This is a genomic window from Micromonospora sp. NPDC048830 (assembly GCF_043198215.1).
GTDB lineage: Bacteria > Actinomycetota > Actinomycetes > Mycobacteriales > Micromonosporaceae > Micromonospora.
This window is the reverse complement of record NZ_JBICUP010000002.1, coordinates 341,407-355,210: the sequence shown is the minus strand read 5'-3', so window position 1 is coordinate 355,210 and position 13,804 is coordinate 341,407. Positions and strand designations below refer to the sequence as shown.

Genomic DNA, 13,804 nt, shown 5'->3' with positions numbered 1-13,804 from the left:
CGCCCAGCGCCCCGCGCCCAGCGCCCCGCGCCCCGCGTCGGGCGTCGGGCGTCGGGCGTCGGGCTCATCCCATCCGGCCGACCGCCGCCCGGAGCCGGGCCAGGTCGCGCCGACGCCGCTCGTACGTCGCGGCCAGGCCGATCAGGGCCAGCCCGCCGGCGGCCAGGAAGATCCACCGGGGCAGCAGGTCCCAGCCGCGGACCAGCTCGTGCAGCGCCAGCAGGGTCAGCGTGACCCCGCCGAGCAGCACGGGCGCCTGCCAGCGGCGGGCCGCCCCGGCCAGCACCACGGCCAGCGCGGCGGCCCCGAGGAGCAGCCGCCGCCAGGGCTGCGGCTCGGGGACGAACAGCACCGACACCAGGCTGGGCAGCAGCCCGGCGGCCAGCCCGGGCCCGAGCGCGAGCCAACTGTTCAACCCCGGTCGGGTACGCAGTGCCACCGTCCCGGCGGCCAGCGCGAGCCCCGCCGCCGGCAGCGCGTACGCCTCCAGCAGCGCCACTCCACCTGCGGCCAGCAGCAGCCAGGCACCGAGCAGCTCACTGCCCCCGGCGATGCCGGCGAACGTCCACCGGCGCCCGGCCGGCCCGCGGGGCAGCACCCGCAGCCCGACCGCGACGCCCCACAGCACGCAGACCGCGGCGGCGTGCCGGTACGACCCGACGGCCAGCAGCAGCGCGACCAGGGCGACGGCCTGGGCGGCGCCGTCCAGCGCCCGCCCCACGGTCCCGGCCCGGTGGGCCGTCAGGGCGGCGACGGCCAGGACCAGCGCGGCCACCGCCAGCACCGGATACGCCGCGGAGCGCGCCGGCAGGCCGGCCGCCAACGCCGCGGTGAGCGCGAACCCGGTCGCCGCGCCGACCGCCGCCAGCGCGCCGGCCAGCCGCACCGCGCCCGTCCGGGCGACGACGGCCACCACCGTGGCGGCCACGACCAGCGCGCCGAGACCGCCCAGCGTGCCGGCGCGGGTGGCGAACAGCCCGACCAGCCCGGACCCGGTCGCCACCAGCCCGACCGGCACGGTCACCGGGGCGAGCAGCGGCCGGGGCGGGGCCAGCGCGGCGGCCAGCAGGGCCGCCAGCCCGACGAGCAGGACGACGGCCGGCACCACCGGCCAGGGGGCGCCGCCGGCGGCAAGGAGCACGGGCAGCGTCGCCGCGGCGAACGGCAGCGCCGCCAGCCCGGCGCCCGCCCGGGACGGCCGGCCGGCGGCCGGAAGCGAGCCGCCGGCGGCCCGGGACGGACCGTCGACAGCGGCCCGGGACGGACCGTCGACAGCGGCCCCGGACGGACCGTCGACAGCGGCCCCGGACGGACCGTCGACAGCGGCCCGGCCGGCCAGCGCGGCGGCCACGGTCAACACGAGCAGCGCCACGCCGGCCGCGGCGGCGCCGCGCACCGGGCCGCCCGCCGGCGCGCCGGACCAGGGCGGGGCTACCTCGCCGTACGGGGCGACGAGCACGGTGACGGTCACCGGGGCGACGGCGAGGAGCGCGACCGCCGCCAGTCCGAGCCCGGTCAGCCGGAGCGCGCCCGCCGGACGGGCCCCCGACCCGACGAGCATCGCCAGCAGGGCGGCCAGCGCGGCGTAGAGGGCCACCGGCTCGTCGCCCCGTACGACCAGCGGCGCCAGCCCGGCGAGCGCGGCGGCGAGGGCGAGCGCGGTCGAGGCGTACCCGGTCAGTTCCGCCCACCGGCGACGGAGGGCGGGCAGGCCGAGCAGCGTCAGCGCGACGGCGGCCAGGGCGGCCCGCGCCCGCCACCAGGGCTCGGCCCCGGCGGCCAGGAGCGCGACGGCCGCCCCGGCCGGCACGGCCAGCAGCGCGCCGGCCAGCGCGACCCCGGCGACCCCCCGCCCGGCGGCGCCGGCCCGGCGGCCCCGGGCGGCGACCGCAGCCCCGAGCAGCACGACCGCGCCGAGCACGGCCGCCTCCCCGGCCGGGCCGGCCAGGCCGACCAGCAGCGCGTGCCCGACCAGGACCGCGCCGGCCCCGGCCGGGACCAGGACGGTCCACCAGCGCCGCCCCCGGACGACGGCGAGCAGGAGCAGCGCCGCGCCGACGGCCAGGTCGGCGACGGGCACCACCGCCCACGGCACCCCGCCGAGGCTCCCGGCGGGAAGCACGGCGAAGGCGGCTGCCACCGCCGCGATCGCCGGCCACGCCGCGCGGGGCAGCAGCGCGGCCAGCGCGACCGCGGTCACCGCCACGGCCACCGGCACCTGCCAGGCCCAGGACAGATCCGGGGCCGTGCCGACGCCCCGCCACGGCGGCAGCACCCGGCCCACCCCGACCGCCCCGAGCAGCACGGCCAGCAGCGCGGCGACCTGCGCCGTCCCGCCGGCCACGACCAGCGCCCCGACGCGCGGGCCGGCCCCGACCCGGCGGGGCAGCAGCCGGACCGCGCCGGCCAGCGCCAGGGCCACGAGCGCCGCCGCCAGCATCAGCAGTCCCGGTCGCAGCTGCGCCACCGGCCGGAGCAACGCGACGGCCAGCACCGGAGCGACCGCCCCGGCCGCGATCGCGCGGAACACCCGTCCGCCGGCGACCAGCGCCGCGCCGAGCAGCGCGAGGGCCACCAGCAGCAGCGGCCCCCCGGCCAGCAGCGGCGAGCCGGCGGCCCGCCCCCAGGCGAGCGGCACCAACGCGCACCCCGCCGCGACGGCGAGCGCGACGCCGTGGCCGACCCAGGCCAGCACCCGACCGGCGGCGACGACCGACCCCCCGGAGACCGCGATCGTGGCCAGTGGGCCGGCCGGCAGCGGGGCCGAGGCGGCGGGCGGAACGGGCGCGGCCGGCGGAACGGGCGCGGCCGGCGGAACGGGCGCCGCCGGGCCGCGGGGGCGCAGGGCGGCGACGACGGCCAGGTCCAGCAGCGCGACGCCGACGAACACCAGCGTCCAGCCGGCCGCCGACGGGCGGGCCGGGGCGGCGAGCAGCGGCAGCACCGGCTGCGCGGCGAGCAGCGCCGCGAACCACGGCACCGCCAGGCGGGTCAGCCGGCCGTAGCCGGCCGCCACCGCCGCGCTGGCCCCCCCGACCAGCGCGGCGTAGCGGGCGCCCGGCCAGCCGGCCACCCCGAACAGGTCCACGGACCAGGCCGCGTACCCGTCGAGCGCCACCAGCAGCAGGCCCACCGCGGCGAACGTCTCGGCGGTGCCGCGCAACCCCCGCCGGGCCAGCACCGGCGGGACGCCCAGGGCGAGCGCGGTGAACGCGAGCAGGATCAACGCCCGCCCGGTGATCCCCACCGCGGCCCAGGCGACCGCCGTGAAGACCACGGCCGCCGTGCCCAGCAGCAGACCGCCGAGGACGAAGAGCAGCCCCTGCACGGTCCGGGTCGACGTCTCCGGTCCGCCGGCCGGCACCGCCGACGGGTACGGCCCGGGCGCGGGATGGGGCACGGCCGCCGGCACGGGACCGGGCGCCGCGGCCGACGGGTACGGCCCGGGCGCGGGATGGGGCACGGCCGCCGGCACGGGACTGGGCGCCGCAGTGGCCGGGCGCGGTACGCCCGACGGCGTCGCCGCCCGCACCCGGGCCGCCAGTTCCGCCCGGCGGGCCTGCGCGGCGCGGACCGCCGCCGCGAGTTCCAGGTACGTCAGGCGGGCGTGCTCCGCCCGCTCGGTGAGCGTGCCGATCTCCCGGTCCAGCCGGATCACCTCGGCCGCCGCCGGGTCGGGCGCCCGGCCGCACCGCCGGCAGCCGACGCTCAGGTCGGCCGGCGCGCCGCACCCCGGGCAGGGGTAGCCACTCGAATCCACGCGGCCATCATGGTGGGCGCCCGCCACCGAGCCCAGAGTGCGGGTACTCAGGGCCGGGTCTGCTCGTACACCCAGGCCGTGTAGTCGGGGTTGCCGCTGTCCACCCGGGTCACCAGGATCTCCGGCACCTCGTACGGGTGGGTGGCCCGGATCTGGTCGACCAGCGCCGTCACCCGGTCCGTCGCGGTCTTGAACCGCACCGACCACTCCGCGCTGGTCTCCACCGCCGACCGCCACAAGTAGGTGCTGTCCACCTGGCCGCCGACCTGGGCGCACGCCGCCAGCCGGCCGGCGACCGCGGCGGCCGCCAGCACGTCCGCGACCGCCCGGCTGTCCACCACCGTCGTCACCACGCTGATCTGCTCCACGAGCGCACCCTACGCGGCGTCGGCGCCGTTGCGGTTGGCCGCGATCCACCCGTCGATCCGGGCCCACCAGTCGAAGAGCCAGTCGATGCGCTCCTGCCGGCCGGTGGGGACCTCCTCCGGCGGTACGGACCAGAACCGCATCGCGATCCGCTTGTCCATGGGCAGCTCCCGCCAGACGTCGGCGACGGTGAGCATCCGGTCCAGCCCGGTGTGCGCCACGAAGATCACCCCGGCGTCCGGGGCGGCCTCCAGCGCCGCGAGCATCCCGCCCGGCTGCGGGGCGAGCACGTGCTGCATCCGTTCCGCGCGCAGCGCCATGCGTTCCAGGCCGAGCGCGCGCAGCCGGGCGATGGCCCGCAGCCGGCGGCGCGGGGTGAAGTTGCCGCCCTCGGGGAAGATCACGAACGCGTCGTCGTCGTCCAGTCCGGTGGCGAGGTGGCCGATCTGGGCGGTCACGGACTCGTGCCGCTCGTGGGTCGGCGCAAGGAACCGGTTGGGCAGCCGGTTGAGCAGCACGTCGATCGCCGGGTCCCACTGGAGGCTCTCCTTGAGCACGATCCGGGGCTCCCGGTGAAACCAGTTGACCAGCGCATGGATCAGGATGAACGAGTCGCCGGGGCCCGCGTGTCGGCAGAGCACCAGCTCCGGCCGGCCGGGCAGCGCCGTGTCCGGGTCGGTGCCGACGACGTCGATGGTCAGCCGCAGCGTCCACCGGGCCTGCCAGAAGAACACCCGGAGGAACGCCCCGGCGAGCACGTAGTGCGCCCGCTGGAAGGCGGGCGCCCGCGCCCACACGCCGAAGCCCGAGGCCAGCCAGAGGGCGAAGAGGGCGACCAGCGCCGCCGCGTCCCAGACCAGGTAGAGGCAGCCGATCCAGAGCAGGCGCAGCGGCCGCAGCCGGCCCGGCACCAGGGGGGACAGCGCCAGCGCGAGCAGCGCCCAGACCGGGATGCTGGTCACCATGAGCGCCGCGAGCAGCACCACGCCGGGCGCCAGCAGCAGCCGACGGACCCACCGGGGTGGCAGCGGCATCAGCGTTCCAGGTGGGTCGCCAGGTAGCGGCGGGAGGCGGTGTACGCGCGGCTGATCCGCCGCCCCACCGCCGCCATGTCCCGGTACGCCCACGGGCTGTCCTCCCGCGGCCCCAGCCCACCCGTCGGCAGCACGTGCACCTCGACCCCCTCGGGCAGCGCGGCCATCTCCCGGGCGAACCGGTGCCGGCGGGCGATCTCGAACGCGACCTGCGCGATCTCCCAGGGCCGCCGGGGCGGCGTCAGCTCCCGCTCGATCCGGCCGACCTGGAGTACGAAGATCTGCCGCGCCCCGGCGGCGACGGCCTCGCCGATCGGGATCGAGTTGACGATCCCCCCGTCGACGTAGTGCTGGCCGTCGATCTCGGTGGGCGGCAGCAGCCCCGGCACCGAGGCGGACGCGAGCACCGCGGGCACCAGCGGACCGCTGTCGAACCAGTGCTCGGCGGCCCGCTCGATGTTCGCCGCGCAGCACAGGAACGGCACGCGCAGGTCGGCGAAGGTGGTGCCCTCGCCCAGCTCGGTCTCCAGCAGGCGGCGCAGGGGCCGGGGCGAGTGCAGGTGGGTACGGGCGGCGAAGCGACGCAACTGCCGGGCGACCGAGTCGCCGTACACCTCGCTGGCCTCGGGCGAGGCCCAGAGCCGGACCAGCCGGTCGGTGACCGCCTCGGACGGGTCGGCGGCGACGAGGGCGCCGTTGACCGCGCCGATGGACGTGCCGAGCACCATGTCCGGGCGCACGTCGGCGCGGAACAGGGCGCGCAGCATGCCGACCTCCACCGCGCCGAGGACTCCCCCGCCGCCTAGCACGAACGCCACCGGACCGCCGACCATGCCGTTCATCCTGGCACGGGCGATCACGCCGGCCGTCCGCGCTCCCGGCCCGCCGCTCGCCGGGACGGACACGACGGCAGGGACCGGACGGCCGTTGACACGTTGGACACCTTCGCGCAACCTGATACGGCCCCGACCCCAGGCAGGTGCGACCCCGATGGCAAAGCTGCACGCCGGCAGGCTGCTGGCCCGCCGGTACCGGCTCATCGACCAGATCGGCACCGGCGGCATGTCGGTCATCTGGCGGGCCCGGGACGAGGTGCTCGATCGGGTCGTCGCCCTCAAGGTGCTCGCGCCCTCCCTGGCGGCCGACCCCCGGTTCCGGGACATGGTCCGGGAGGAGGCCCGCTCCGCCGCCCAGCTCGTCCATCCACACGTGACCTCGGTGCACGACTACGGCGAGACGGTCGCCCCGGACGGGAGCATCACCTCGTTCGTGGTGATGGAGCTGCTCGGCGGGGACGAACTGGAGTACCGGCTGGCCGAGGGGCCGCTGCCGTGGGCGGAGGCCGTCGGGATCGGCGCGCAGGTGGCCGAGGCGCTCGCGGCGGCGCACCTGCTGGGCATCGTGCACCGGGACATCACGCCGGCCAACGTGATGATGACGCCCGTGGGCGCGAAGGTGCTCGACTTCGGCATCGCCACCCACGTCGGCGCCCCGGACGAGGCCGGCGCCTTCGGTACGCCCGCGTACGTCGCCCCGGAGCGGCTGGAGGGCGCACCGGCGCAGCCGGCCACCGACATCTACTCCCTCGGCGTGCTGCTCTACGAGACGCTGACCGGGCGGGTGCCGTACCCGGCGGACACCTGGGAGCAGCTCGGCGCGGCGCTGGCGACGGGCGCTCCCCCGCCCCCACTCGACGTGCCGGGCCTGCCCGCCGAGGTGGCCCGGACCTGCCTGCGCTGCCTGGCCCGGGATCCCCGGGACCGGCCCACCGCCCAGGAGGTGGCGGGGGTGCTGCGCGACCAGTTGCTGCCGGCCGACCCGCAGGCCGCCACCATGCTCGCCCCGACCGTGACCCTGCCCTCGATCGTCGGCCCACCCGAGCCGTCACCGGCCCGGGTCCCGCCGCCGCCCCCGCCGGACGACCCGGGGGCGGGCCGCCCGGCCGACCCCGCGCCCGCTGCCCGGGTGGCGGAGCCGGGGTCGCCCGGGCGGCCCGGGGGATCGCGCCGACGCCGGCTGGTGCCGCTGGTCGTGACGGGCGCGGTGCTGCTCGCCGGGGCGGCGCTGCTCATCCCCGTGCTGACCAGGGAGCCCGCCCCGCCGTCGGGGGCCCTACCGGACGGGAACCCGGCGGTCGCCGCGTCGGCAGCCGCACCGGACGTGCTGCGCAGCGCCCCGCCGACCTCCCCGGCCGCGACCCGCGCGCCGGACCCGACCCGCCCGGCCCCGCCGCCGGCCGCCACCGCCACCCGGCCCGCGCCGACCAGCGAAGGCCTCACGGCGGCGGCGGACCGGGTCGAGCAGCTCATCGAGGACGGGGTGGCCACCGGCGGGATCCGCGCCGACGTCGGCGCCGACCTGCGCGTCCTGCTCGGCCAGGTCATCGCCGCGAGCGGGCCGGGCGAGCTGACGCGCGCGGTGCGGCGGGCCCGGGACGAGATCGCGCAGCGGCAACGCCAGGGCGGCATCACCACGTCGTACGCCCGCCGGCTCGACAACGCGTTCAAGCAGCTCGGCGCGGCCGGGGCGTGACGGGGTTCGGGCGACGGCCCGGGGCGTGACGGCGGTCGGTCAACGGGCGACCGCCGGCGTCGGCCGGCGGGTCGCGGCGCGGGTGGTCCCGTCGAGAAAGTCGCGGTAGACGCCCGAGTAGCCGAGCGCCATCGCGGTGGTGGAGAAGTTCTCCGTCACGTGCGCCCGGCACGCCGCCGGGTCGAGGGCCCCGGCCCGGCGCAGCGCGTCCGGCAGGTCGTCGGGCTGGTCGCAGACCAGCCCGGTCACACCGTCGCGGACCAGCTCCGGCACGGCCCCCCGGTTGAGCGCCACCACCGGCGTCCCGGTGGCCATCGCCTCGACGATCACCATGCCGAACGGCTCCTCCCACTGGATCGGCATGATCAGGCAGCGGGCGTCGACCAGCATCCGCAGGGCGGCCTCCCGGTCGGCGTTGAGCACCACGGTCACGTCGTCGCCGAGCAGCGGCTCGACCACCTCCTCGTAGTACCGGCGCTCGCCGGGCTCGTTGCACTTGCCGGCGAGCACCAGCGGCAGGCCGGCCGCCCGGGCGGCCCGGATCGCCAGGTCCGGGCCCTTGTCCGGGTTGAACCGGGCCAGCCACAGCACCGCGCCCCGGCTCGGCGCGCTCTTGTACGGCACGCCGGCGGTGTCGAGCGCGTTGTGCACGGTGCCCACCCAGGGCAGCGCCGGGTTCATCCGGCGCTGCGCGTGCGAGATGGCGACGAGCCCGACACCCACGTCGGTGTCGCTGAGCACGGTGCCGTACTCGCCGACCGGGTTGCCGTGCACGGTGGCCACGGTGGGCACCGTGCGGCGGCCGGCGACGAGCGGGCCGATCATGGTGTGGTCGTGGATGATGTCGAAGTCCTCGGGGCCGACCAGGTGGGCGACCTGGGCCAGGTGGGCCAGTTCGGGCATCGCCTCGCCGAGCCGCTCGTACTGGAGGTCGACGCCCACCGGGACGTACCGGGCCCGGGTGCCGTGGTCCTGCCCGGCCCCGAAGACGGTCACCGTGTGCCCGAGGCCGACCAGCCCGTCCACCAGGCCCGCCACCACGTACTCCAGCCCCCCGTACCCGGGGGGCGGCACGGACAGCCACGGCGGGACCACCATGGCGATCCGCAGCCGCCGCTCCCCGGAACGGTCGGTCGGCTGACGGTCAACGGCCACGAGTCCTCCCCGTCGATCCCACGCACAACGCGATCGGACGCTTTCCCGGCCGGACCCCGAGCAAACGGACGCCCTGGACCGCCACCGGCGTCAGCCGGCCACCACGAGCCGGTCGTGCACCGTCCGGACCCCCGGGGCCGACCAGGCGACCCGTTCCGCCTCGTCCCGCTCCCACCAGGACCGGACCACCCCGCTGAGCACCACCGTGTCGCCGTGCAGCTCGGCGACCACCCGTTCGGTGCCCAGCCTCCGGGACAGGGCCCGCTGGAGGTCGTGCCGCGCGCGCTGCCCGGACGGCCGCGCCGGCCGGACCTCCACCAGGTTGGTCACCCCGCGTACGCCGCGGAGCCGGCGCAGCTCCCGCTCGGCCGTACGCCGCTGCCAGCCGAACTCCACCTCGCCGCGCAGGATCAGCCACCCGTTCGCGGCCGTCACGTCCAGCCGTTCCGCCGGCACGAAGCTGTCCCACTCAAGGGCGCGGCTGGCCGCCAGGGCCAGGTCCGTGTCGGTCGGCCCGGAGACGTCGGGCGGGCGTACCTCGATGTCGTCGGCGACCGCGCGGACGCCCCGGACCCGCTGGGCGCCCCGCACCGCCGCCCAGCGGTCGGCGTAGCTGTCGACGGAGCCGGTCAGGGTGACCACGCCCTGCACGACGGAGACCCCGACCATGGTCGGCGGTACCTGGGGGTCCCAGTCCAACTCGGCGAGGACGTCGCGCTGGATCTCCGGGTCGGTCCGGGTGGTCGCCGCCGTCGTCATGGCACTCCTCTCCCGCGCTGGGCGCTGCTGCCGTCACCGTGCCGGACGGCGGGGTGAGCGCGGCTCACCCGGACCGGGTGAGCCGGGCCGGGTGCCGCGGGATGCCGCCGAGTCGCCGACATGGGGATGTTCGAGCCCGTGGGATACCGCCATGCCGCCGACATGGCGCAGAAAAAGGCGGCGGGTGACGAGGCCAACCCCCTTGGCCCCGCCACCCGCCGCCAGGAGGAGGCAGGTCTGCGTGTCTGTTATGACGTCTCGGCGAGCGTCACGGTTGCCGTCGCCGGCGATCCGTTTCGCTGGTACTGCACCTCGACCTGGTCGCCCACCTTGCGAGACTGGACGGCGCCCACCAGGTCCTCGGAGTCGTTGACCACCGTGTCGCCGAACTTGGTGATCACGTCGCCCTGCCGGAGGCCGGCCTTCTCGGCGGCGCTGCCCGGCGTCACGGCCGCGACCACCGCCCCGCCGTTCTCGGCCGCGGTCACGCTCACCCCGAGCGAGGGGTGGCTCACCTTCTCGCCCCGCTGGAGCTTGCCGGCGACGTCCTTGGCCTTGTTGCTCGGGATGGCGAACCCGACGCCGATGTTGCCGGTGCTCTGCCCGGAGGTGGCGATGGCGGTGTTGATGCCGATGACCTCGCCCCGCGTGTTGACCAGCGCGCCGCCGGAGTTGCCCGGGTTGATCGGCGCGTCGGTCTGGAGCAGCCCGGAGATCGAGCTGGCGCCCTGCCGCGGATCCTGTTGCTGGCCGCTGCCGGCCTGGATCGTGCGGTCGCGCGCGCTGAGGATGCCGGCCGTGACCGAGCCCTGGAGGCCGAGCGGACTGCCCAGGGCGAGCACCTGGTCGCCGACCTGCATCGCGTCGCTGTCCCCGAACTTCGCCGCCTTCAGCCCGCTGACGCCGCTGGCCTTCACCACGGCCAGGTCGGTCTTCGGGTCGGTGCCGACGATCTCCGCCCGGACCTGCTTGCCGTCGGCGAAGACCACCCGGACGCTGTCGCCGCCGGCGGACGCGACCACGTGGTTGTTGGTCAGCACGTAGCCGTCCGCGGTGAGGATGACCCCGGAGCCCTCGCCGCTGCCCGTGGTGATCGAGACGACGCTGTCCTGGACGGACGCGGCGATCTTCGGCAGGTCCGCGCTGTTGATCACCGGCGCGGCCGAGTACGTGCGGGTGATCCCGCCGGAGCCGGAGTCCAGGGCGACCGCGAGCGCCCCACCGGCCACGCCGGAGCCGAGCATCAGCGCGAACACCGCGACGCCGGCGCCGGCCAGCTTCGCGATCCGGCTGGGCCGCACGGCCGTGCCCTGCGCCCACGGCGGGACCGGCTGGCCGGCGTGCTGCGGCGGGAACGGACCCGTCGGGTACGCGGGACCGCCCGGGTGCGGGGTGTATCCGCCGGTGCCGGGCTGGTGCTGCGCGCCCCCGGTCCAGCCCGACTGCTGCCCCTGCTGCCAGGGGCTGGCCGGGTACTGCGCGGCGGGCTGCGGCTGCCCCGACACCGGGTACGGCGGCGCGGCGGCCGGCTGGGCGTACCCGCCGTACGGATGCTGACCGGGCGCGGGGGCGGCGCCGGGCGCGACCGGCGGGGTGGAAGCGGGGGCGGGCGCGGCGTGCCCGGTGCCGGCGGCGGCCTCGCTGCCGGCGGAGGCGGTCGGACCCGCGGCGGGAGCGGCGCCGGCCACAGCGGGCGCCGCGGGGGCGGCGTCGGCCACAGCGGGCGCGGTGGCGGCCGGAGCGGCGGGCTCGACGACCGGGGAGTCGGAGTGCTCGCGCTCCGCGCGGGGCAGTTCGGCGGTGGGCTGCGACGGCTCGGCGTCGGAGGGCGCCGGCCGCCGCTGCGGGTCGGTCTCGTACTCGGTCATGTCCCCAGCTTGCCCGCCCCCACTGCGACCGGCCTGGAATCCACCTGGAAGTTCGCTGAAAGTCACTCGCCCTCACCGTCCGTGTCGGGTGCGAGGGGCAGCCGGACCCGGAACGTCGCTCCCCCACCCGGCGTCTCGTCCACCTCGACGGTGCCGTGGTGGGCGGCCACCAGCGCGGCCACGATGGCCAGGCCCAGGCCCGTCCCGGTGGCGCCCCCGGCCCGTCGGGTGCGGGCGGCGTCGGCCCGGTAGAAGCGCTCGAAGACCCGCTCGGCCTGCTCCGGGGAGAGCCCTGGGCCGGTGTCCGCCACCTCCACCACCGCCAGGTTGCCCGGCTCGCCGCGCAGCCGCAGGGTCACCGACGCCTCGGGCGGGGTGTGGGTGAGCGCGTTGGTCATCAGGTTGCCGATCACCTGGCGCAGCCGGGCGTCGTCGCCGTACACCAGCAGCGGCCCGGAGCCCGGCACGATGTCCAGCTCGATCCGCCGGTCCGGGGCCACCACGCGGGCCGCCTGCACGGCGTCGGAGGCCAGCACCGGCAGCTCCACGGGGGCCAGCGAGAGGGGGCGCTCCCGGTCCAGCCGGGCCAGCAGCAGCAGGTCCTCCACCAGCAGCCCCATCCGGGCGGCCTCGTCCTCGATCCGGCGCACCAGCCCGGCCGTCTGCTCCGGGGACCGCACCGCGCCCTGGCGGTACAGCTCGGCGAAGCCACGGATCGTGGTCAGGGGGGTGCGCAGCTCGTGCGAGGCGTCGGCGACGAACTGCCGCATCCGCTCCTCCGAGCGGCGGGCCCGGGCCTCGGACGCCTGCGCCGCGATGGCGGCGTCGCGGGCGCCGGCCTCCGCGGCCCGGGCGGCGGTCTCCGAGGCGGCCCGGGCCGTGAAGGCGGCCTCGATCTGGGTGAGCATGGCGTTCAGCGCCCGGGACAGCCGACCCAGCTCGGAGGTCGGGCAGGGATGCCCCTCCTCCGGGTCCGGCACCCGCCGGGTCAGGTCGCCCCCGGCGATGGCGGCGGCGGTCCGCTCGATCTCCACCAGCGGCTTGAGGCTGGTGCGGACCATCGCCGCGCCGAGCGAGGCGAGCAGGAGCAGCACGGCGCTGCCGACGAGCAGGTCGATCCAGACCAGCCGCTTCACCGCCAGGTCCACGTCGGTGAGGTGCTGGCCGATCACCGCCAGCTGCCCGTTGGGCAGTTGGGTGTAGAGGACCCGCCAGCGCACCGCGCTGTCCCGCGCCCGCACCGTGCGCGGCTCCCCCACCTTCGCCGCGAAGCCTGCCGCGTCGCTGGGCCAGGGCGGCAGGTCGTCGACGCGGAAGCGGTGGTAGTCGTACCGGTAGCCGCGGACCCGGCCGGTGTCCGGGTCGGTGGCGACCACCAGGTAGTCGGTGGGGATGATCGGGTCGCCGGCGTTGGCGGTGACCATGGCGGTCTCGATGCTGCTGGTGGCGGCGCGCAGCTCGCCGTCGACCTGGGCGACCAGATAGTTACGCAGGAAGTACGTGGTCAGCGCGCTGATCACCACCAGCGCCGCCGCGACCAGCGCCAGCACCGCGGCGACCAGCTTCACCCGCAGCGGTACGCCCCGCAACCGCCCCTTCGCCAGCTGGACGGCGTTCACGCCGCCGGCTTGCGCAGCACGTACCCCACGCCGCGCAGGGTGTGGATCAGCCGGGGCTGGGTGTTGTCCACCTTGCGGCGCAGGTAGGAGATGTACGACTCGACGATGTTGTCGTCGCCCCGGAAGTCGTAGTTCCACACGTGGTCGAGGATCTGCGCCTTCGACAGCACCCGGTTCGCGTTGAGCATCAGGTAGCGCAGCAGCTTGAACTCGGTGGGCGACAGCTGAACCCGCTGCCCCGCCCGGTACACCTCGTGGGTCTCCTCGTCCAGCTCCAGGTCGGCGAAGGTGAGCCGGGAGGGGGCCTGCTCCCCGGTGGTCGTCCGGCGCAGCACCGCCCGGATCCGGGCGGTCAGCTCCTCCAGGCTGAACGGCTTGGTGACGTAGTCGTCGCCGCCCAGGGTGAGCCCGCGGATCTTGTCGTCGGTGGCGTCCCGGGCCGTCAGGAAGACCACCGGCGTACGGGTGCCGCCCTCGCGGAGCATCCGGATGACCTCGAAGCCGTCGAGGTCGGGCAGCATCACGTCGAGCACCACCAGGTCGGGGCGGTGGTCCTTGGCGGCGCTCAGCGCGGCGCTTCCGCTGGTCGCGGTGGCCACGTCGAAGCCGGCGAAGCGGAGGCTCGCGGAGAGCAGCTCGAGGATGTTCGGGTCGTCCTCGACGACGAGCAGTCGCGCCTCGGTCTGGGTAGTGGCCATGCGGACCATCATC

10 protein-coding genes are annotated in these 13,804 nt (G+C 77.1%); 1 reads left to right on the top strand and 9 read right to left on the bottom strand.

The features are described 5' to 3' along the window. Window positions 1-64 precede the first annotated feature (64 nt). Genes ACGFIZ_RS04060 through ACGFIZ_RS04045 form a run of 4 tightly spaced genes read right to left on the bottom strand, consistent with a single transcriptional unit; the run spans window position 65 to window position 5,993 of the window. On the bottom strand, window positions 65-3,760 hold the full coding sequence (locus tag ACGFIZ_RS04060) for an SCO7613 C-terminal domain-containing membrane protein (protein WP_393415579.1): 3,696 nt from the start codon (window positions 3,758-3,760) through the stop codon (window positions 65-67). A gap of 47 nt (window positions 3,761-3,807) precedes the next feature. After that, entirely contained in the window at window positions 3,808-4,128 is a 321-nt protein-coding gene (gene cutA / locus ACGFIZ_RS04055; RefSeq protein ID WP_393415577.1) for a divalent-cation tolerance protein CutA, read from the bottom strand. 9 nt (window positions 4,129-4,137) lie between these two features. Further along, the gene (locus ACGFIZ_RS04050; RefSeq protein WP_393415575.1) at window positions 4,138-5,160 is read right to left on the bottom strand and encodes a 1-acyl-sn-glycerol-3-phosphate acyltransferase; all 1,023 of its coding nucleotides are present in this window, start codon (window positions 5,158-5,160) and stop codon (window positions 4,138-4,140) included. Beyond that, window positions 5,160-5,993, bottom strand: coding sequence for a patatin-like phospholipase family protein (locus tag ACGFIZ_RS04045; RefSeq protein WP_393415573.1), 834 nt, complete (start codon window positions 5,991-5,993; stop codon window positions 5,160-5,162). Before ACGFIZ_RS04045 ends, ACGFIZ_RS04050 begins: the two co-directional genes overlap by 1 nt. A 157-nt stretch (window positions 5,994-6,150) precedes the next feature. Here ACGFIZ_RS04045 and ACGFIZ_RS04040 point away from each other — a divergent pair, with 157 nt between their 5' ends. Next, a complete protein-coding gene (locus ACGFIZ_RS04040; protein ID WP_393415571.1) occupies window positions 6,151-7,692 on the top strand; it encodes a protein kinase in 1,542 nt (513 codons plus the stop codon). 39 nt (window positions 7,693-7,731) lie between these two features. Here ACGFIZ_RS04040 and ACGFIZ_RS04035 read toward each other — a convergent pair whose 3' ends face one another. The 5 genes from ACGFIZ_RS04035 to ACGFIZ_RS04015 all read right to left on the bottom strand — a co-directional run bounded on the left by ACGFIZ_RS04035 (window position 7,732) and on the right by ACGFIZ_RS04015 (window position 13,791). After that, a complete protein-coding gene (locus ACGFIZ_RS04035; RefSeq protein ID WP_393415569.1) occupies window positions 7,732-8,847 on the bottom strand; it encodes a glycosyltransferase family 4 protein in 1,116 nt (371 codons plus the stop codon). Between the two features lie 90 nt (window positions 8,848-8,937). Further along, entirely contained in the window at window positions 8,938-9,606 is a 669-nt protein-coding gene (locus ACGFIZ_RS04030) for a BON domain-containing protein (protein WP_393415567.1), read from the bottom strand. Window positions 9,607-9,854: 248 nt separating this feature from the next. Further along, on the bottom strand, window positions 9,855-11,474 hold the full coding sequence (locus tag ACGFIZ_RS04025) for a S1C family serine protease (protein ID WP_393415565.1): 1,620 nt from the start codon (window positions 11,472-11,474) through the stop codon (window positions 9,855-9,857). Window positions 11,475-11,536: 62 nt separating this feature from the next. Further along, window positions 11,537-13,093: an ATP-binding protein gene (locus tag ACGFIZ_RS04020; protein ID WP_393415563.1), complete on the bottom strand. Its 1,557-nt coding sequence runs from the start codon at window positions 13,091-13,093 to the stop codon at window positions 11,537-11,539. Continuing rightward, window positions 13,090-13,791 carry a response regulator transcription factor gene (locus ACGFIZ_RS04015; RefSeq protein WP_347668631.1) on the bottom strand — a complete coding sequence of 234 codons (702 nt, stop codon included), beginning with the start codon at window positions 13,789-13,791 and terminating at the stop codon, window positions 13,090-13,092. Before ACGFIZ_RS04015 ends, ACGFIZ_RS04020 begins: the two co-directional genes overlap by 4 nt. Between the last annotated feature and the right edge of the window lie 13 nt (window positions 13,792-13,804).

Excerpts from the sequence above, each read along its gene's own strand:
- ACGFIZ_RS04045 (WP_393415573.1), bottom strand. The coding sequence starts at position 5,993 with ATGGTCGGCGGTCCGGTGGCGTTCGTGCTAGGCGGCGGGGGAGTCCTC.
- ACGFIZ_RS04030 (WP_393415567.1), bottom strand. The coding sequence starts at position 9,606 with ATGACGACGGCGGCGACCACCCGGACCGACCCGGAGATCCAGCGCGAC.
- ACGFIZ_RS04040 (WP_393415571.1), top strand. The coding sequence starts at position 6,151 with ATGGCAAAGCTGCACGCCGGCAGGCTGCTGGCCCGCCGGTACCGGCTC.
- ACGFIZ_RS04050 (WP_393415575.1), bottom strand. The coding sequence starts at position 5,160 with ATGCCGCTGCCACCCCGGTGGGTCCGTCGGCTGCTGCTGGCGCCCGGC.
- ACGFIZ_RS04015 (WP_347668631.1), bottom strand. The coding sequence starts at position 13,791 with ATGGCCACTACCCAGACCGAGGCGCGACTGCTCGTCGTCGAGGACGAC.
- ACGFIZ_RS04025 (WP_393415565.1), bottom strand. The coding sequence starts at position 11,474 with ATGACCGAGTACGAGACCGACCCGCAGCGGCGGCCGGCGCCCTCCGAC.